Source organism: Candidatus Nitrosopumilus sediminis (genome assembly GCF_000299395.1).
Classification (GTDB): domain Archaea; phylum Thermoproteota; class Nitrososphaeria; order Nitrososphaerales; family Nitrosopumilaceae; genus Nitrosopumilus; species Nitrosopumilus sediminis.
On sequence record NC_018656.1, the window covers coordinates 1,636,733 to 1,655,162 of the forward strand.

At 32.7% G+C, this 18,430-nt stretch carries 29 protein-coding genes; 16 read left to right on the top strand and 13 right to left on the bottom strand.

What is annotated here, in order from left to right:
* Positions 1–28 precede the first annotated feature (28 nt).
* The gene (locus NSED_RS09725) at positions 29–463 is read left to right on the top strand and encodes a coiled-coil domain-containing protein (RefSeq protein ID WP_014966092.1); all 435 of its coding nucleotides are present in this window, start codon (positions 29–31) and stop codon (positions 461–463) included.
* A gap of 15 nt (positions 464–478) precedes the next feature.
* Here the strand turns inward: NSED_RS09725 and NSED_RS09730 are convergent, their stop codons facing one another.
* Together NSED_RS09730 and NSED_RS09735 are read right to left on the bottom strand one after the other, a co-directional pair.
* Positions 479–1,399 carry a transcription initiation factor IIB gene (locus tag NSED_RS09730; RefSeq protein WP_014966093.1) on the bottom strand — a complete coding sequence of 307 codons (921 nt, stop codon included), beginning with the start codon at positions 1,397–1,399 and terminating at the stop codon, positions 479–481.
* A 174-nt stretch (positions 1,400–1,573) separates the two neighbouring features.
* Entirely contained in the window at positions 1,574–1,765 is a 192-nt protein-coding gene (locus NSED_RS09735; protein WP_014966094.1) for a DUF1059 domain-containing protein, read from the bottom strand.
* A 131-nt stretch (positions 1,766–1,896) separates the two neighbouring features.
* Between NSED_RS09735 and NSED_RS09740 the strand changes: the two genes are divergently transcribed.
* Positions 1,897–2,277 carry a fluoride efflux transporter FluC gene (locus NSED_RS09740; RefSeq protein WP_014966095.1) on the top strand — a complete coding sequence of 127 codons (381 nt, stop codon included), beginning with the start codon at positions 1,897–1,899 and terminating at the stop codon, positions 2,275–2,277.
* Positions 2,278–2,282: 5 nt separating this feature from the next.
* Positions 2,283–2,513 (top strand): hypothetical protein, encoded by a 231-nt coding sequence (locus NSED_RS09745; RefSeq protein WP_014966096.1) that lies wholly within the window; start codon positions 2,283–2,285, stop codon positions 2,511–2,513.
* A gap of 1 nt (position 2,514) precedes the next feature.
* Here NSED_RS09745 and NSED_RS09750 read toward each other — a convergent pair whose 3' ends face one another.
* Positions 2,515–2,787 (bottom strand): hypothetical protein, encoded by a 273-nt coding sequence (locus tag NSED_RS09750; RefSeq protein WP_014966097.1) that lies wholly within the window; start codon positions 2,785–2,787, stop codon positions 2,515–2,517.
* Positions 2,788–2,841: 54 nt separating this feature from the next.
* Positions 2,842–3,051 (bottom strand): hypothetical protein, encoded by a 210-nt coding sequence (locus NSED_RS09755; RefSeq protein WP_014966098.1) that lies wholly within the window; start codon positions 3,049–3,051, stop codon positions 2,842–2,844.
* Between the two features lie 111 nt (positions 3,052–3,162).
* On the opposite strand from NSED_RS09755, the gene NSED_RS09760 reads away from it, so the two are divergent.
* Together NSED_RS09760 and NSED_RS09765 are read left to right on the top strand one after the other, a co-directional pair.
* Positions 3,163–3,462 (top strand): hypothetical protein, encoded by a 300-nt coding sequence (locus NSED_RS09760; protein WP_014966099.1) that lies wholly within the window; start codon positions 3,163–3,165, stop codon positions 3,460–3,462.
* Between the two features lie 95 nt (positions 3,463–3,557).
* Positions 3,558–4,463, top strand: a complete 906-nt coding sequence (locus tag NSED_RS09765) for a transcription initiation factor IIB (protein ID WP_014966100.1) — start codon at positions 3,558–3,560, stop codon at positions 4,461–4,463.
* Here the strand turns inward: NSED_RS09765 and NSED_RS09770 are convergent.
* Complete coding sequence (locus tag NSED_RS09770) at positions 4,458–5,843, bottom strand: cation:proton antiporter (protein WP_014966101.1); 1,386 nt, start codon at positions 5,841–5,843, stop codon at positions 4,458–4,460. The two genes, NSED_RS09765 and NSED_RS09770, sit on opposite strands and share 6 nt — an antisense overlap.
* A 104-nt stretch (positions 5,844–5,947) precedes the next feature.
* Between NSED_RS09770 and NSED_RS09775 the strand changes: the two genes are divergently transcribed.
* Both NSED_RS09775 and cysC read left to right on the top strand, forming a co-directional pair.
* Positions 5,948–6,490 carry a hemerythrin domain-containing protein gene (locus tag NSED_RS09775; RefSeq protein ID WP_014966102.1) on the top strand — a complete coding sequence of 181 codons (543 nt, stop codon included), beginning with the start codon at positions 5,948–5,950 and terminating at the stop codon, positions 6,488–6,490.
* 37 nt (positions 6,491–6,527) lie between these two features.
* Positions 6,528–7,043, top strand: a complete 516-nt coding sequence (cysC, locus tag NSED_RS09780; protein ID WP_026090061.1) for an adenylyl-sulfate kinase — start codon at positions 6,528–6,530, stop codon at positions 7,041–7,043.
* Here cysC and NSED_RS09785 read toward each other — a convergent pair.
* From NSED_RS09785 to NSED_RS09800, 4 genes are all read right to left on the bottom strand, one after another.
* The gene (locus tag NSED_RS09785; protein ID WP_014966104.1) at positions 7,035–7,850 is read right to left on the bottom strand and encodes a 3'(2'),5'-bisphosphate nucleotidase CysQ family protein; all 816 of its coding nucleotides are present in this window, start codon (positions 7,848–7,850) and stop codon (positions 7,035–7,037) included. The two genes, cysC and NSED_RS09785, sit on opposite strands and share 9 nt — an antisense overlap.
* 10 nt (positions 7,851–7,860) lie before the next feature.
* Positions 7,861–8,067: a hypothetical protein gene (locus NSED_RS09790; protein ID WP_014966105.1), complete on the bottom strand. Its 207-nt coding sequence runs from the start codon at positions 8,065–8,067 to the stop codon at positions 7,861–7,863.
* 40 nt (positions 8,068–8,107) lie between these two features.
* Positions 8,108–8,851: an SDR family NAD(P)-dependent oxidoreductase gene (locus NSED_RS09795; protein ID WP_014966106.1), complete on the bottom strand. Its 744-nt coding sequence runs from the start codon at positions 8,849–8,851 to the stop codon at positions 8,108–8,110.
* 264 nt (positions 8,852–9,115) lie between these two features.
* Positions 9,116–9,565 (bottom strand): hypothetical protein, encoded by a 450-nt coding sequence (locus tag NSED_RS09800; RefSeq protein WP_014966107.1) that lies wholly within the window; start codon positions 9,563–9,565, stop codon positions 9,116–9,118.
* Between the two features lie 117 nt (positions 9,566–9,682).
* Between NSED_RS09800 and NSED_RS09805 the strand changes: the two genes are divergently transcribed.
* Positions 9,683–10,330, top strand: coding sequence for a Snf7 family protein (locus tag NSED_RS09805; RefSeq protein WP_014966108.1), 648 nt, complete (start codon positions 9,683–9,685; stop codon positions 10,328–10,330).
* Positions 10,331–10,393: 63 nt separating this feature from the next.
* On the opposite strand, the gene NSED_RS09810 is transcribed toward NSED_RS09805, so the two are convergent.
* Positions 10,394–10,852, bottom strand: a complete 459-nt coding sequence (locus NSED_RS09810) for a transcriptional regulator (RefSeq protein WP_014966109.1) — start codon at positions 10,850–10,852, stop codon at positions 10,394–10,396.
* 824 nt (positions 10,853–11,676) lie between these two features.
* Here NSED_RS09810 and NSED_RS09815 point away from each other — a divergent pair.
* The 7 genes from NSED_RS09815 to NSED_RS09845 all read left to right on the top strand — a co-directional run bounded on the left by NSED_RS09815 (position 11,677) and on the right by NSED_RS09845 (position 15,704).
* Positions 11,677–11,964, top strand: coding sequence for a winged helix-turn-helix domain-containing protein (locus NSED_RS09815; protein WP_016940139.1), 288 nt, complete (start codon positions 11,677–11,679; stop codon positions 11,962–11,964).
* A 4-nt stretch (positions 11,965–11,968) separates the two neighbouring features.
* Positions 11,969–12,994: a helix-turn-helix transcriptional regulator gene (locus tag NSED_RS09820; protein WP_014966110.1), complete on the top strand. Its 1,026-nt coding sequence runs from the start codon at positions 11,969–11,971 to the stop codon at positions 12,992–12,994.
* On the top strand, positions 12,991–13,797 hold the full coding sequence (locus NSED_RS09825; RefSeq protein WP_014966111.1) for a hypothetical protein: 807 nt from the start codon (positions 12,991–12,993) through the stop codon (positions 13,795–13,797). The genes NSED_RS09820 and NSED_RS09825 overlap by 4 nt, the downstream gene beginning before the upstream one ends.
* 40 nt (positions 13,798–13,837) lie before the next feature.
* A complete protein-coding gene (locus NSED_RS09830) occupies positions 13,838–14,032 on the top strand; it encodes a hypothetical protein (protein WP_014966112.1) in 195 nt (64 codons plus the stop codon).
* Positions 14,033–14,073: 41 nt separating this feature from the next.
* On the top strand, positions 14,074–14,787 hold the full coding sequence (locus NSED_RS09835) for a 7-carboxy-7-deazaguanine synthase QueE (RefSeq protein WP_014966113.1): 714 nt from the start codon (positions 14,074–14,076) through the stop codon (positions 14,785–14,787).
* A 64-nt stretch (positions 14,788–14,851) separates the two neighbouring features.
* A complete protein-coding gene (folE, locus tag NSED_RS09840; protein WP_014966114.1) occupies positions 14,852–15,409 on the top strand; it encodes a GTP cyclohydrolase I FolE in 558 nt (185 codons plus the stop codon).
* A 43-nt stretch (positions 15,410–15,452) separates the two neighbouring features.
* Positions 15,453–15,704, top strand: coding sequence for a hypothetical protein (locus NSED_RS09845; RefSeq protein WP_016940140.1), 252 nt, complete (start codon positions 15,453–15,455; stop codon positions 15,702–15,704).
* A 2-nt stretch (positions 15,705–15,706) separates the two neighbouring features.
* Here NSED_RS09845 and NSED_RS09850 read toward each other — a convergent pair whose 3' ends face one another.
* The 3 genes from NSED_RS09850 to NSED_RS09860 are packed head-to-tail and all read right to left on the bottom strand — an operon-like array spanning position 15,707 to position 18,075.
* Positions 15,707–16,381 (bottom strand): 7-cyano-7-deazaguanine synthase, encoded by a 675-nt coding sequence (locus tag NSED_RS09850; RefSeq protein WP_014966116.1) that lies wholly within the window; start codon positions 16,379–16,381, stop codon positions 15,707–15,709.
* Between the two features lie 11 nt (positions 16,382–16,392).
* Positions 16,393–17,316 carry a homoserine kinase gene (locus NSED_RS09855; RefSeq protein ID WP_014966117.1) on the bottom strand — a complete coding sequence of 308 codons (924 nt, stop codon included), beginning with the start codon at positions 17,314–17,316 and terminating at the stop codon, positions 16,393–16,395.
* On the bottom strand, positions 17,317–18,075 hold the full coding sequence (locus NSED_RS09860) for an ATP/GTP-binding protein (protein ID WP_014966118.1): 759 nt from the start codon (positions 18,073–18,075) through the stop codon (positions 17,317–17,319).
* Between the two features lie 138 nt (positions 18,076–18,213).
* Between NSED_RS09860 and NSED_RS10660 the strand changes: the two genes are divergently transcribed.
* Entirely contained in the window at positions 18,214–18,372 is a 159-nt protein-coding gene (locus tag NSED_RS10660) for a hypothetical protein (RefSeq protein ID WP_016940141.1), read from the top strand.
* The last annotated feature ends 58 nt before the right edge of the window (positions 18,373–18,430 follow it).

An 18,430-nucleotide genomic window follows, 5' to 3' on the forward strand; every position in this document is an offset into this window, starting at 1 on the left:
TGCCGTAATATTTTTGTGAAATTTTAAAATGAAATCTATTCTTGTTTTTAACATTGTCCTACTTGCATCTGTTAGTTTTTTCCAAATTACATTAGCATTTGAAACAGAACAAGAACCAGAACCACCAGAAATACCCGAACCTAGCCCTTCACCCAAACCAATCAAAACACCAGATCCCGAACCTGTACCAGCTCCTTTTCCAGAAGAATCTGATTCAGAAAAAATAAAACGACTAACTGAAGAAAACAACAAACTAAAACAACAAAATATTGATCTACACAATGAAATATCCTCTTTGAAAAATGACAAATCAAGATTACAGACAGAAATTTCAGAACTTAACGATTCCATACAAAAACTTAAAGAAATTACATTAGAACAAATTCGTGTAATTATGGATTTAGTAAATCAACTAAAAGATATAATCTTTGAAAAAATATTTTCTCCTACAATAAAATTGTAGGATTTTAAGGGTTATCTACTCAATAAGCTTTAATGTTTTCTTAATCAAGATAGTTCTATTTCTGATGGTGACATCACTTACTCCAGACTCTACTGAAAATTTCTTTTGACTAATTTTCTCTCCATTCATTATACATGAAATGTATAATGATGCAGCAGCCTGTGCTACAGGATGTTTTCCAGCAGTAATCTGTTCTTTTTCACATCGTCTTAGTATCTCAAATGCATCTCGTTTTGTTTTCTCTTTTAGATTCATGTTGTTTGAAATTTTTGAGATGAACGAAGTGGTATCATACTGATTAAGATTCATTCCAAGCTTTTTGATTATGGTTCTCAAATCTCGAGAAAGTATTCTCCTTTCTACATTTCCAGCATCTGCAATATCGTCTAGTGTTCTAGGGATATTATTTTCCCTACATGCAGCATATAATGAGGCTGAAATCAATGAGGCCATTGTTCTTCCTCTTGTTAGTTTTGCACTAACCACTTTTCTGTAAATATATGCGGCATTTTCAACTACATTGTCTGAGATTCCTAATTTTGTTTTCATTCCATGAAGTAAAGTAAACGCCTTGCTTAAACTGGCAGTTTTTCTTGACTTGCTTCTTTGATCCCATGTTCGTAGTCTGTTAAACTCATATTTTGTTTTGCTAGATAATGCTTTTCCAGTAGAATCTTTATTCGTGCCAATTACAGTTGATAGTCCTCTATCATTCATTGTTAGTGATGATGCAGGACCCGTTCTTGACATCTTCATAAAGTCTTCCGAAGTGTAACCGTTGTTTTCATATGATGCGTCAGCCATATTTTGCAATAGGATAAGACCGCAACCCCCACAAACAATTTCTCCTCTTTCAGAATCTGTAATTGCAGGGTAGGTTTTGCAAGTATCGAGTTGACACTTTACATCATAATCGTTTGAATAATTTTCTACCACTAGTGATTACTTTAGGTGATTACAAAATAAAAATAATATGATTCAGGTAATTTTAGATTCAAAACTACTCTTTACATACTAAAAATTCCTTAATTTCTAGAGAAACTAAATTCTTAATTTTAATACAACACACATTGTAATAAATGTTAAAAATGAAAAATAAATTTTCAGAATTTATTTTTTAATTGATTCTAAAGAATGTCCTCGATTTTGGATCATTTGAGTAACTGCTTCTATAGTATAATCAATTCCGTGTTCTTCTTCAAAATGATTTCTTAATTTTTCTATAGTGCTGATAGTCTTTTCTCCATCAAGAATGTATTCACATTCAAAACCATAGTCATCACATCTCAATTTTAATGTCATTCAGTTTGAAAAAATATTGAACCTATAAAAACTATAGACCTATTTTCCCAATTGAATCAATATTAGGCACAAAATAAACCTGAATTCTATCCAAATAGAACTAATAATGTCGCATAAAATCTATAGTATAGATGAAAGGTCTAGAGTTTATTTTTCTTGCAGTTGGTTCTGTACTTGGAGCATATCTAAGATTCAAAGTCATTGAATCTCCCTTGATATTCAATACATTACCTGTTAATGTTCTAATAGTCAATGTACTTGGAGCATTTATCCTTGGCGCCTTTATCGTAATGTCTCAACAATGGCATCTTGATGGAAAATATTCTCTTTTTGCCGCCATTGGATTCTGTGGCTCACTTACTACCATGTCTGGACTCGCACTTGAATCCAACACTTTTCTTGAGCACAATCATTATGGAACATTTGCAATCAATTTAATAGCAAATGTTGGTTTGTCAATTGCAGCACTGATTGGAGGAAAGTCATTAATGAGTGCAATTATTAATAATTAATAGAAATGGTCTATTCATATCAAGTTGTAAAGTTTCAAACAATTTCTTTTGTACAAGGAAATCATTGGTCTCAATCAGTAGGTGATAAGGGAATTCTTTACAAGTCACTCAAAGATCCCTTTGCCAAACTTATTGTTCAATCTGCAAACGGTTCAAAAAAATTATACCATGTCCCAAAAGACAGAACAGTTGTTGTAACAAATCACACTATACATTTTCTGGGTGAATTAGCTTAAATTATTTGAAAAACTGATCAACTTGATCTCTATACTTTAAGGCAATCTTTCCAAAATCTGCAAAATCATCAGCAGTTGGATATTTCATCTTCATGGCAAATTGATTGATAAATACAGATAATGCACTTCCAATAATTAGATTGTAAACTCCGTCTGCAATATTATTTGAATAAGGAAATGCAACTCTGATAAATGGCAAATATGTTTCAGTCTGAGAAATCATCAGTTTGATATGTTTCTCAACAAATTCTTCTACGTCTGCAGGAATTGCCATAATTATACTTGTGCTGATTTCTTATAAATGGGACTTTAATTCTTAGGCATGAATTTATCTGACAATTTGAGCCATGTATTTTTCTTTACCCTTTCTACTTCTTGGCAGACATCTTAATTGCCTATTGCAACAAGGACAAACAATTCCATCATATTCTACAAATACCTCACAATAATTGCACCTTTTTTGTCCAGCAGCATATCTGCCAATTTCTGATGGTTTTACTGCCTTGTATTTTTTACATTCCCCTATACAATAAGTCATAAAATAAAATAAAATTATTCAAAGATAAAAAGTTTGATTGCACTGCACTCACTTTTTCTAATTTATTATAAAATGAAATTAAATTTATAGAACCAATTCCTCTTTTTATTATTGCTTGAACTAGACAAGAAAGTATTTGGAAATATTACAACCAAAGAAATCATTGGTGCAGACCCACCGGCAATACCTGAAACACGAGATAATTTTGAGAAAGAGCTTTCAACATTACTTTTAGAGTTGTCATCACAACCAAAAATTAATCTTGAAAAACTTTTAGATAAACAAAAAATCGCTGAAACCCATATCAACAGCAGACCTGGTGCCATGGCCTTGGCTCAAAATAAAATTCAGATGTTCAATGAATACAACCAAAAATATATTCAATCAATTAAAGAAAAACTCGAATCATAACCTTTCTAATCGATAATTATGTTATTTTTATACCTAATTTGTAAAAAACCTGTTGATTCATAAATACCAAACAACATACAACTCCAGAATCGTTCATGGTAAGCAAAACGAAAGAACTGTGTCCTAGATGTGCTCAGGGAAAGCTTGTTACTGATAATGAGTCTGGAGAAATGTTCTGCTCTAAATGTGGATTTGTAATTACTGAAAAACTTCAAGAAGCAGGTCCGGAATGGAGATCCTTTACCCAAGATGAGGGTGGTAACAAAGCAAGGGCTGGTGCACCAACATCACTTACAATGCATGATATGGGTCTTGCAACCATAATTAATCCTATTAACAAGGATGCCTCTGGCAAACCCCTTTCAGCATCCATGAAGAGTACAATTGAGAGGCTACGAACTTGGGATAGCAGGAGCCAAGTTCATGAACCCGTTGATAGAAATTTCAGACAGGCATTTAGCGAATTAAACAGATTAAAAGACAAACTAGCAATTTCAGATTCTGTAATTGAAAAAGCAGCTTACATTTACAGAAAAGCACTAGAAAAAGGTCTAGTCAGAGGGCGCTCTATTTCAGCATTAATGGCTGCAGCACTGTATGCTGCATGTCGTGACACTTCAACTCCTAGAAATCTCAAAGATGTTGAACAAGCAGCTAACATCAAAAGAAAAGACATTGCAAGATGTTACAGATTATTGGTAAAAGAACTAGATTTGAAAATGCCTGTTACTGATTCCATTCAATGTGTTGCAAGAATCGCAAGTAGAATTGGAATTGCTGAGAAAACAAAACGATATGCCACCAAAGTATTGAAAATGGCTCAAGAAAATGAAGTATCTGCAGGAAAAGATCCAATGGGACTAGCTGCTGCTGCACTATACTTATCTTGCGTTAAAAATGGTGAGGATAAGACTCAGCGAGATATTGCAGAGGCTGCAAATGTTACTGAAGTAACCATTCGAAATAGGTACAAAGGCCTCAAAGAATCTCTAGAACTATAATTTCTCTTTTTTAGAATCATCATCTGGTTTTACAAAACCACCTTCAACTGATTCTGGAGGAGGAATCTTCTTTGATTTTCCTAAACCTATTGTTGTAATAACTACTGATGATAAAATAATAAAGAATACGAGTTGCGGATATGCCTCTGCATTTGGCAATCCCATAGTTATTGGATATGTTGCAAGTACTGCAGCAGCCAAACCTCTTGGAATCATTGAGTTTGTAACAGCCCTATCCAAATGTGAAAATCTTTTTGTCAGTGTGATCTTGCCAACCAATATTCTTCCAAAGTATACAGCAATTGTCATCAAAACTCCAAAAATCAAATATTCTAATTGACCAAAACTTGCCATTAAACCAACAAATACAAAGAAAAATGATCTTACCAAAAATGTTAATTGGTTATGTGTAGGATCATCCAATTCAATTCTTGGCAATTTGAATCTGAGTATTTTTGCCAGATGACTTTTGTTTCCAATCATCAAACCGAAAACCAATGCAGTTAATGCTCCTGATTCCCCAAATGAATTTGCCAAGAAGAATAATACAAACAAAATACCTAATGTGAGCATGTATCCGTGTTGAGCATTTCCAAGCTTTGTTGAAACATACATCCAAGGAATACCAACTCCGAATCCAAGAACCAAACCTACAACAATAGCTCTTCCAATAGTCTCTTGTAATGTTTGAATATCAAAATGACCTGCTAAAACAGCTTCAAATAAAATAAATGCAATAATTGTGGCTAAAATATCAGTTAATGCAGATTCAAAACTTAACATTGATTTAGTTTCTTCTGAAATTTTGACATTTCTTACTAGACCAAAAACTATTGCAGAACTACTTCCACCAACAATTGAACCTAAAAGAATACTTTCTAACCACAACCATCCCAATGCAAAATGAGCAGCTAAAGTAATCATCACAACAGATAAAATAAAACCAAGAATTGCCAATGTGACTGAAAAATGAGCAGTTCTTATGACATGTTTGATATCTAGATTTAATCCACCATCAAACATGATTATAATTAATGCTAGTGCCGCAAAATATGGAACAACCTGAATTACTGCTTCAGGCTGAATTAATCCAAATACTGGCCCAATAATAACACCGAGAATCATTAGAAAAGCAACGTCTGGAATGCCTGTTTTTTTGAAGAATGCTTCACCAGCTACTCCTAGAAAAATTACTACCCCTGCAGCAAGTAAAATTACATGAGCTTCAGCAATAGGTCCATCATGAACTGCTAATGTTCCTATGGAACTCTGTAACTCAGCAAATTTATCAAAAATTATGGTACTATCAAAGTTAGAAAATGACATATCTCCAATTTGACCTTTAAACAAATTCAAGATTGATAAAACTACGAAATTCATGAATGTCTGAATCTAAATATTTCTAGATAAAAGTTAAACTCGGTTAATTTACTATTATAGGCTATTTGCTGATTTTTAAATAACATATTAGAAATTAGAACATTATGAGTGCTACAAATCAACTACGTGCAGATCATGATCAAGTTCGTCGTTTAGAAAAATTGGTAGCCAAATGTGCAGATGAACTATACAAAGGTACTAAAATTCCGTTTTCAGATTTATCAAAAATTACCATAATTATTTCAGAATTTGTTGACACAATTCATCATTCAAGGGAAGAAGATTCATACTTCCCTTGTGTTGCAAGCTACGATTCATTAAAAGAAGAAATTCGAAAATTCATGATAGAACATGAGTTTGGAAGAAATATTGCACGACAAATCTCACATCATCTTAAAAGATGGAAAGATGGAGAAAACGCACAAGAACCAGTATCAAGATATTTGAGAACATATGGCATATTCTTAAATGATCATCTTAACAAAGAAAACAAATTTTTTGATGAAGCTGAAGCAAACATCTTATCTAAAGAAGAAGAAATTGAAATGTATGAACAATACAGATCAGTATTTGCAATAGTGAAAAAAGTAGATGAAATGATTGCTGAAATTGATTATCTAGAAAATCAACCATGGGCTAAAAATTAACGGAAACTCTTTATTGGTTATTCAAATATTTTTGTTCATGAAACCTTTCGTTCTTTGGATGACTGGTCTTCCTTGTTCAGGAAAAACCACGATCGTAAAAGATTTGCAGAAAGATATTCCAAATTTGGCAATGCTTGATGGAGATGAACTAAGAGAATGGTTTTCTCCCAAAGACTTTTCAAAAGCTGGACGTGATGAGCATAACAAAAAAGTAGCTCATTTGGCAAAGCTTTTGCTAAAACATGGTGTTCCAAGTGCAGTTTCTCTTGTATCACCATATCTTGAGAACAGAGAAAGTGCTAGGAAGATTATTGATGCAGGTGATCAGTTTGCAGAATGTTATGTAAAATGTTCACTTGAAAAATGTGAAGAAAGAGATGTTAAAGGTATGTATGCTAAGGCAAGAAAAGGAGAGATCAAAGGATTTACAGGAATTGATGATCCTTATGAGGCTCCAGAAAAAGCTGATTTAATAATAGATACTGAACATGATTCACTTTCAGAGAGTGCAAACAAAGTAAAGGACTTCCTTAAAGGAAGAAACCTACTCTAATTTTTTAAACTCTTCAATTATTTTATCATGAACTAGTCCATTTGTAACTAGAATTCCGTTTTGATGATGTACATCTTTGTTATTGTATGTAAGATCATTTCCAGACATGTCTGTCATTTTACCCCCAGCTTCTGAAATTATACAATATGATGCGGCCGAATCCCACTCTTTCATTTTATTAGTAGTTGTAATGTATGCTTCAGCCTCCCCCGAACTAATCTTTCCAACCTTTAATGAGCTACCAATACTTGTAAAATCTTTAATGCCTAATTTTTCAATGAACTCTTTTTCTTTATCTGATAAATGATGCCTTGATCCAACAGTTCTACATTTTGGAATCTCTGAAACTTTGGTAACTGATATTTTACTCCATTCTTCGTTTGAAAATCTAAATGCTCCACTACCCTTTTGTGCCACAAACAATGTTTTTTCTGTAGGCCATCCAATTACACCAAGAATTGGCTTTTTATTTTTGATTAAGGAAATCATTACTGTAAATTCACCTGTTTTGTCAATGAAATCCGAAGTTCCATCAAGAGGATCAACAATCCAAATTGTCTCTTTTGATAATCTACTTAGATCGTCTTTGTCTTCTTCAGATAAAATTTGATATTTTGTTTGTGAAAGAATTTTCTTAATGACTTCATTACTCTTTAGATCAGCATCTGTAATTGGAGAATCATCATTTTTTGTAGATGTTTCATAATCTCCTAAATAAATCTCCAAAATAGCTTTTCCTGCTTCATCTGCAGCCTTGATAGCGATGTCTAATTCAGGAATCTTATCAGGAATTGGAATGTCTTTCAATAGAAATTACCTAAGTTGTAAGTTCTGGCTTTAATGTCCAGGCAACTCCTAGAACAATAAATGGAATTGACATTACTCCGATGATAGCAATTATGGTATTGAACTGTGCAGTTGAGACCTCTGGATTGTTAACTATCCATGGTAAAGGTAACGTGATGATAATCCAGATAATTCCTAAGAGAACAATCAACTTTGCTTTGGCTTTTCTATCTTTCATAATTTTTTGATCTCCGGTGTTGTATTAAATTCATGTGAATTCATTTTATTGATTCCCCTCCATCTACTGTAAGAATTGCACCTGTAGTCCAAGATGCATCATCTGAGGCAAAATATAGCACCGCTTTTCCTACTTCATCTGGTTGTCCAATTCTACCAATAGGATGCTCATTATCCATGAATTCTTTGTCTTTCTCAGTTTTCAAGAAAGGTTTTGTCATGTCCGTATCAACAACTCCAGGACAAATACAGTTAACTCTGATTTTGTTTTTTGAATATTCTAGTGCCCAACATTTAGTCAATAATATCAAAGCAGCTTTTGATGCAGAATACGCATCAGCATTAAATCCTTGATATGCCTTGATTCCCGCATCTGATGAAATATTTATTATTGAACCCGATGTTTTTTGTAAATGAGGAATTGCCTCCTTAGTATATCGGAATTGCCCTGTCAGATTTACATCTAATACTTTATTCCATTCCTCCTCATCAATTTCATGCAATTTTTTTATCTCTGGAAATATTCCCGCATTATTTACAAGAATATCTAACTTACCAAATTTTTCAATGATTTTGTTTATTACATTTTTTACATCATTTGTTTTTCTAATGTCAGCTGCAATGGCTATAGCATTAGGAATTTCCAGAACTGCTTTTTCTAATCTTTCTTTGTTTTTTGCAGTAATTGCAACAGTTGCACCATTTTCTGATAAAATTTTTGCAGTGGCTAATCCTATACCACGACTTCCACCAGTTACCAATGCAACTTTGCCTGATAATTTCAATAATGTTCAGACTCAAATTCGTAATTTATAGATCCATTAGTTGATGAATAGATATCAAAAATTTCATAAAAAATGATGATTTTATATGAAATTTAATGTTAAATCTTAAATACTTAAAGTTACTATAATAATTAATGTCGAAAGATATAATTGCTATCGACTAAAACTGCGTAGCCCCGCAGAACGAAAAAGGTGATCAGGCGTTAAACGACTGACAAAGAGAGGAAATCTCTCAGTGTTCTGTAGCAAAGGGGTATACGCCTTTTAATTTTCTAAAATATCTACAGATACAGAACCCATAGTTTCTCCATTTGGATGAATAGAAATTAAAATTTCCTGCGTTTCAGAAATGAAAATCTCTTTATCTCCATCATAATTCCATGTAAAATATTCAGATATTGCAGTTTGGTGTGATGTGCCTATTAACTTAAAATCTTCAGAAAAATCAAAAGTATCTCCATTCAGAGTAATTGACAAAACTTTTGGGCTGCTTCCATTTGGAACAAATCTGAAAGTATATTTCCCTTGCTCAAGAGAAAATGAATCACTATACACCCCATTAACGTAAAGTTTAGGATCTGCAAGTGTTACATGAAATATGACATTATTTTCCTCATCAGATTCATCTGATGAGAAACTGACTATCCCAACTATGATTATCAAAATTACTGAAATTATGACTATTTTTTTATTCAATATTACATGCATTTTCATAATCTCAAATTAGAAAAATCTATCTCCAGAGCCTACTGAATCTTGGTTAGTAATTTTTAATTTCCTGTGAACCATTCTTAACACCGGAAATTAAGTACAAATTCTAAAATCAAACTCATGCCTAATTTGTCTGATAAATGGTCTAGTCAGCCTAAACCTAGTGTTACTGAAAAAATTAATGATACAATCAAACCTAAAGGCCCCTTGAAACCAAGAGTTCAAGAAGGAATTAAAAAATTACAATTACAAATTAAAAAATTAGATTCTATGTTGACAAATCTACAAAATCGCGATGCAAAGTTGTTCCAACGAATTGTAGAAGCAACACAAAAACATGATACTCAAACAACCAAAGTTCTTGGAAATGAATTAGCAGAAGTTAGAAAAGTTACAAAGATCTTGAGTGGCGCTAGAATAGCCTTAGAACAAATTGAATTAAGACTAACAACATGTAGTGATCTTGGAGATACTGTGGTAGCAATTATGCCAACAATGGGATTGATGAAGAATCTCAAATCATCCCTTGGAAAAATTATGCCAGGAGCAGAGCAAGAAATTAGTCAAATGGCTGAAATGCTTGGAGGTTTTATGACAGAGAGTTTCTCTGGAGATGCAGCATTTGGAAATGATGCAACTACCAGCGCTGAATCTGAGAGTATTTTGAAAGAAGCTGCTGCTGTTGCAGAAAGTTCAACAGGTCAAATGTTCCCATCAGTTCCTTCAGATGCAACTTCACCAATTGAAACAACCACAAAGTTTTACTAAAAATACATACAATATTTTCAGAAAATCCTTTACATAACTTGATACTTTAATTCCTTAAAACATCTAACTTTCTAGAGAATCTCTGGATTCTTTGATTTTCTTAACTCTGCTGCCTTCATCATCAATAACTCTATCAACACTAGAAAGTTTTTCTCTTAGGTTATTGATTATTGAACCTACCTCATCAGCCTCATTTTCCACTTGTTTTCTTTTGTTAGTTAATTCTTCAATTCCTCTATTTTCATCATCAATATATTCACTAACTTTCTGAAGCTTTTCTTTTAGATTTTTAATATCAACTGATTCTTCTTCAATATCTTTTTCAAGTAATGTTCTCTTATCCTTTAGATTCTTAATCATTAAACCAACATAGTCTATGGCCTCTTCTAATTTTGCCCGTTTACCCATTAATTCTCCAATTCCAATTGAACTAGTCATTGAACTAGATTCTTCAGAATTAACCTCCTCCTTTCTTTCTTCTACCATTTCTCCACCTTCTTCATTTTTGAATTTATCAAACATTTTATGATTTACTTTTCAAAATGGGAATAAAAAGTTACATTGCATCTCAAAGCTGACCTTGTGAATGATTTTTATTCAATTAAAGAAAAAAATGGTGATTATCTCACTGATATTGAATTTTTAAATTCTTGGAACCAATTGATTTTTCTGAATTTATGGCCCTTTCTCCTATCTGTAGTAATCTGACATCTTGAGTTATCTCAGGATTTTACCATCAAATTCATTATAGCAAATACAAACACACTTTCCTTATCTATTTCCGGATTTTTTTCAGAAAATACAACTTTGAAACTTGGATTCTCAAGGATATAGTCGTCTGATGAAATCTCTCATCTTAGATATTTTTCCATCAAAGATAACAATTCCTGAATAATATGCCTTGTAATTGACCTATTTTCAAGACATTTGATCATCAAACGATAACTTTCTGTCCTCATTTGATAATTGATCAGATAAGCATCAATAAGATTATCTTTGCTCCAATAATTTGAATTTGGATTTTATCATGTCAAAGCATTGTCTAAATAATAGATTAAAAACGACTAGGAGTTATCCCGTTCCTTATATACCAAATTTCATCAAAATCACTAAAAACTTGGAAAAATAGAACCATTTTCATCAAAAAACTTCAAATGGTTCTATTTTTCCAAAATTTTCTCTTTTTTTGAATCAATTCTTAGGCATAATTTTTTTCCAAAATTTTCTCTTTTTTTTGAAAATCATCAAAAATATGATATTTTTTTGATGAAACTACCGTTCCGCTATGCGTTCCGCTATGAGGTTTCAAAATGTTCCTCATAAACTACATTGTTGTATACTAAAGCATGTCAAAACAACAATACAGGTCCGAAATGGGCATAATGGGTGATATCTTAGACGTAACCGCTGATGGCGGTCGTGGTGGAGTCATTGTATCTGCAATCTCTCGCAAAGCCAACCTATCTCACTACGCAGTACTAGACAAATGTGAGAAACTGGTAGAAGCAGGCTTAGTCGAATCCGTCAAAAATGACAGGAATAGGGTCTTTTTGATTACTGAAAAAGGACTCCAGTTTTTCCAGGAATTCAAGAGATTCCAGGGATTAGTAGAAAGCATGAATCTAAGGTATTAAGCACATGAATCCAGAAATCGTACCAATCCATAGGAAAGAGTTTCTTCGAGAAGATGGAATGCTTTTTGTAAGGACTGAGGGCATTGTCGATACAATGGTCAAAATACCTCTTTTGGTAGCTAGCATGATTATCGTAGCAGCGGTAATGCCAATTCAGTCTTCATTTAGTTCTCCTAGAACCCTAGATCTGATAATTTATCCAGATGGTTCAACACACGTTTCTACAGAAATTGATGTAGATCCACTTGCCATTAATTACGAACTGGATCTATTTGGAAGCACTATTGATAATTTAGTTGCTGTTGGTGAAAATGACTTTTTACTTGATACTACTGTACTAGATGATTCTGCGTTAATTGAAACTTTTGGCTCTTCTGTTATTTCAGTAGAATATGACATTCATGATTTAGTATCCAAACAAGGTAGAGTTTGGACATTTTCCTTAGATGCTCCTTCTGATTTCACATTACTTTTACCAAAAAACTCTGCCATAGTTGGCATGACTAATCTTCCAATAAACATGGAAATTATTAATGATAAAAATCAACTAACTCTTTCCAGTGGTAATGTTGAAATCAACTATCTTTTCAGCACTCCTGCAGTAATTCCTGATTCTACAGATCCAATTAATCCTGTATCTCAACTGGACAATCTTACATATGCAATAATTGGTGGAATAATAGCTGCTGCAGTTATAGGTACTGTGGTAATCACTCGTTCTAAACAAAAAATTGTAAAACCAATACAAGAACAACAATCAACTCAACTAACACAACCTGAAATAATTGACACTGAATCTATTTTCAAATTAAAACCAGACATTCGTGAAGATGATAAGGAGATAGTGAAGTTTATCTCTAATAACGGAGGAGAAGCACTTGAAAGTGAATTGCGTAAAAAATTCTTACAACCAAGAACCACTATGTGGCGTGCAGTAAAAAGATTAGAACGTAATGGAATTGTTGAAATTGAAAAGAAAGATTTGCAAAACTTGGTAAAACTACGAAAGAACGTGGAGGAAGAGGGATGAAAACACTAGCATTATTTACGATATTTGTGTTAGTTTTTGGAACACTATCTACATCATTGGTTAGTGATGCATATGCACAAAATGATCCTAACATTCTATTACGAATTGCTGAACAAGCAGACAAACAAATCAAAAATCAACTAGATAGATCTTATGGTGATTCAGTTCCTTCTAATATTGAAGATCTATATGAAAAAGCACATACAGCAGTAGAATCTCTAGAAAATTCTTTACCTGATGATGTGGAACAAGCAAGAGAAGATTTCCTTACAGCAATGAAATTGTTCCAACAAATCTCTAGAATGGTTTCTACATATACTACTGAAACAAAAGTAAGCACCTCTGATGTATCTGATAGAGATCTTAAAAGTGAGTTGAATAGATTGCACAAATATTTCCAAAGCCTAAAATCAGTATCTGAAAAACAGAAAACAGGAATTGAATTATCTGAAATTCAAAGGTTATTCATTTTAGCTAATGAACAGATAATTGCTGATGATACTCAAGGTGCAATTCAAACAATTAATGAAATAAAATCATTAATTATCTCAATTAAAGAGCATATTCGTGATTATTCATCTAATTCTGCATCAGATAGAGTCAAGGAATTTATTTTAAAACAATTAGAGAGAATCCAAAAAGTACTTGATAGAGCAGATTCTGAGACTGCAGATCTTGAAAAAGCCAATTCTTTGATTGAAGAAATTGAAATTTTGATATCAGAAGACAAAATATCTGATGCAAAGAAAAAATTTGGCGAATTAAACAAAATCGTAAAAATAATTAAAAAATCAATTCGTTAGATAACATAAGCTTCATATACATTTTCTAAACAATTTGAGCATGGCATCTAAAGCAATCACTGTTGGTGTAGGAATTCCAATGATTATTGTAGGTGCTTTGATGGCTTGGCTATGGGCTCCATTGGAAGGAGATCTTCAAAATCAAATAGAACTAGTTGGAAGCACAATTGGATTACTAGGAGTAATATTCTTTATTTGTGGATTATTTTATACAAAAGAACCAGTAATGCATTAGAAACTCATTGAATAAATAATGAAAAAAAATACAATTATTACTTGAAAGTCAGATTATTTGAGATATTTACATCAGTTGAAGGTGAAGGAATTCTTTATGGAACAAAGACTCTTTTTGTTAGATTAGCAGGATGCCCTTTTACCTGTTTTTATTGTGATACAAAAGAATCACTGCCACTTGATTCTGGAACAGAATATTCAATTGAAGATGCAAACAAGCTAATTGATTCTAATTTAAAAAATCAAACCTATAAGGTTAATTTTACTGGTGGTGATCCACTAATTCAACATGAAGCAGTAGCATTACTTGCAAAACATATCCAAGACAAAAAAATTCCCACATATCTTGAATCATCATGTTTTGATGTTGATAGATTTGATCATGTTTTACCGTTTATTGATATTGTTAAAATTGAATTTAAAACAAAAGATTCTGGCTTTGTTGATTTGAAGCACTATGAAAAATTAATTGGCCATACAATGAAATGTCTCCAATCCTCTGTAAAATCAAAGAAAACAACATACATCAAAGTTGTAGTTAGTTCAAAAACTCAGCCCGATGAATTTAAAAAATTAGTAAAGGAAATTTTTGATATTGTATCTAAAGATGACATTAATGGATTCATCATCCAACCCACTTATGGTATTTCAGAACCATCACTAGATCTTTTATTGGAATTATATGATCTAGTGTATCCTTATTACATTGATGTTAAGGTAGTCCCTCAACTACACAAATTCATTGGCGCCCCGTAAAATTGGCACCTGCCTAAAAATCCGATTAGGTTCAAATACTAGAAAAATCTTGTGAGAATATTAAATGGACCAAGAGCGTGTAAAAAAACTCGTTAGAGAATTAATCATTGAAGTTGGTGAAGATCCTACACGTGAGGGATTACGGGAGACTCCTGAAAGAATTGCAAATATGTACAAAGAAATCTTTAGTGGATATGATTCTGATTCAGAATTATCAGTCCAATTCTCAGAAGACTCTGATGTAGTAATTGCTCGTGACATTCAATTTTATTCAATGTGTGAACACCATATGTTGCCTTTTTACGGCAAAATTCACATTGCATACTCTCCAAATGGCAGAGTTTTTGGAATATCAAAACTTGTTAGACTAGTTGAAAAATATTCAAAAAGACTCCAAATACAAGAACGATTGACAAAAAATATTGCTGATGAGCTACACTCTCAGGGAGTAAAAGGAGTAGTTGTTTTAGCTGATGCAGAGCACCTTTGTATGAAAATGCGTGGCGTCAAAAATGATGCTACACTTTCCTCATCTGCATTCAGAGGCATTTATGAAAATAAAGAAGAAAAGGCAGGCATTATGTCTCTAATCAGACAACGTTCCTCTGATTTGCCCTTTTAGACAATACTGAAAAATTAAATAATCAATATTTTTGATCACAAACATGGGAGCAAATCCGTATATTCACATTCCAAAGGAGTCTTGGCCCAACTGGACATGGTATGCAATTGAGTGCATAATTGTAATTGCAATTTCTATGTTGACATCAAGTAAAATCACTGATTCAATTGAAGGACTCACTCCAGAAGTTCAAAACTATGTGTTTATGGGAATTGTTGGTTTATTCTTTTTGGTTTGGTATATTGGAATTAGAGGATTGATTCTAAAAAAGAAAATTCTCAGAAATAGTTACTAAAATCATTTGAGATATTTTGTTTTGTCTGTAATACCTGCTTTTGTAAATGCATTTTTTCTATTGTTACAAGATTCACAAACCCCGCAATGATATTTTTTGCTAGAATAACAACTCCATGTTTTGAATATGGAATTACCCAAAACTTTCATTCCTGATTTTAACAAGTCACTTTTTGACAATCCCTGACGATAAGGCGACCAAATCTCAATCTTCTTTCTAAGTTTTGATTCAATTCCATCTATCTCACCCTGATTAAATGCAACTTCTAGTTTTTTTGCAAAGTTTGGTCTACAGTCAGGATAGTGTTTGTCTCCAGTATGAGCACCATAAGCTACTAGAGAAGCATTAAGAGTAAAAGCCCATGCTGAGGAAATTGATAGGAAAACTGCATTCCTGATTGGAACTACAATAGAGTATTCAAACTTGCTGGGAATTTTTCTTTTAGAACTTGTTAAAACGTTGGAATTTCCATACAAATCTTTCATAAAACCAATATCAATAATTTTATGCTGTTTTAGCCCTAGTTTTTTTGCAAAAGATTTGGCAGCTACAATCTCACTATTTGCTTTTTGTCCGTATGAAAATGTAATTCCATATAACTCATATTTTGATTTCAAATATGAAACTGCACATACAGAATCAACACCACCACTGAAAACAATAACTGCTTTTTTCATAATTCATTCAACTATTTTCTCTTGTCTGCTGCACCTTTGCTAGGTTTACAAATTATAGTTTGACATTTTGTATTTGCAGATGCAAATCCTTTGGACATGGCTAAACTGATCTTTTTCAAATCAGCTGAACTTTTTGAAAATGCAATCACTGAAGGTCCTGCTCCGCTTATCGTTACGCCTAATGCGCCTGCTTTAATGGCATTTTCTTTAACTTTGGTAAATCCTGGAATCATATGCTTTCTTGCAGGTTCAACTATCACGTCTTTTATTGAATTTCCAATCATTTCAGGATCTTTTTTCATAAATCCTGCTACGATTGCAGAAGCATTTGATAAATTCAAAATACTATCTGTTAGTTTGATCTTTTTTGGAATGACTCCTCTTGAAACCTTAGTTTTCTTTTTTGGAACATTAATTGTTGGAACTGCAACACACATTCTAAGATTAGCTGGAGGCTCAATTCTAATTATGTCTAAAGGATTTGTTTTTACAATTACAAATCCTCCTAATACAGAAGCTGCTACATTATCATAATGAACTGTTCCAGCACTAGCTTTTTCTCCAGATCCTGCAAACTCTACCAAACTATTGCCATTAAGCTTTAGACTAAATAATTTGTCAAATGCCACTGCAGTTGCAGCAGCTGATGCAGCACTACTTCCCATGCCAAAGCCTGCAGGAATCCCTTTTTTGATTTTGATTTCAACACCTTCTCCAATTTTGAATTTCTTCTTCATGTTTTTTACAACTAGTCCAGCAGTATTTTTTTCAGGATTTGTAGGAATATCATCATCTGTGATTATTTTAATTCCGTTTTTTGTTCTAGTTAATGTGACTGTATCATAAAATGCATCTACTGCTAATCCAAACACATCAAAGCCTGGACCTAGATTTGCAGTAGAAGAAGGCGCCTTTACTGTAACTTTTGATACCATCTAGTCTTCTACCTCCTCGCCCAAATTAAGAATTCTGCTTAGAGCTCCTTCAAGATTCACAAAACCATCCCCTGTAATGTTTGATATTGGAATTAATCCCTGTGCAAACCCGCCCAAATTTAACCCACGCAAAATATTTGTAGTTAATGCGTATGTGTCACCATCTGTATCTTTAGCAATAGCGTTTTCCAAAGTTTTCAAATTAGTAGACCATTGCAAAATGTCTTTTAATTTATCGCCTATAAGATCTGATTTTGTAAGAACGTTAATTGTTGGCAAATTCAAACGTAATCTTATTGATGTAGCAAGTAATGCAATTGAAACAAAATTTACTGGGGTATTGATTAGTACACCATCAAAAAGAAATATGCTTGTTTTTTCTTCTGATGTGAGATTTTCAATAATGAAACGTCCACTAGAACGATATGCAAATAATTCAATCTGGCCTGGTGTGTCCACAATTAGATAATCTGGATTTACTTTGTTTACATCATTTTGAATCTCATCTATTTTTGATGCAATCAAATCGTTTGCCATTACCATAGCACCATTTGGTCCTAGATCATATTGTTGCATGATTGATACATAATCTACATAATCTCTGACATCCACATCACAAGTATAGGCTAAATTCTCTACACCTGGATCCAAATTCAATACAGCTGCAAATGCCCCATTTTTTGTATAATATTCATGAAGCTTTGATGAAAGTAATGATTTTCCTGATCCTGCAGTACCTGAAACAAAAATTGTTTTCAATCCGTCTAATTTTGACTATTTGCTCATATTTCAAACTAGCTTGTTTTTGGTATTTTTTTCTGTAAAAATACCAAATTGGTATTCATAAAGATCAATAATTTCCATTTTGCCTTTATCTAACTAAATTGTATTTTTTTTGTGATTCAAAGTACATTACAAAAGGAAGATTATCTCAAAGATTTAGTAGTAAAATTACTTAGAGAAAGAAATCTTTCAAACTTTGATATGCTTGATTCTTTATTTGAAGAAATAAAACAGGAACTTCAAAATCAAGATAAAGTCTCAGATATATCCTAATTTTCATGCCTAATTTTAGGCATAGATATTTCCTGACTGGAAATGTACTCAACTTTCA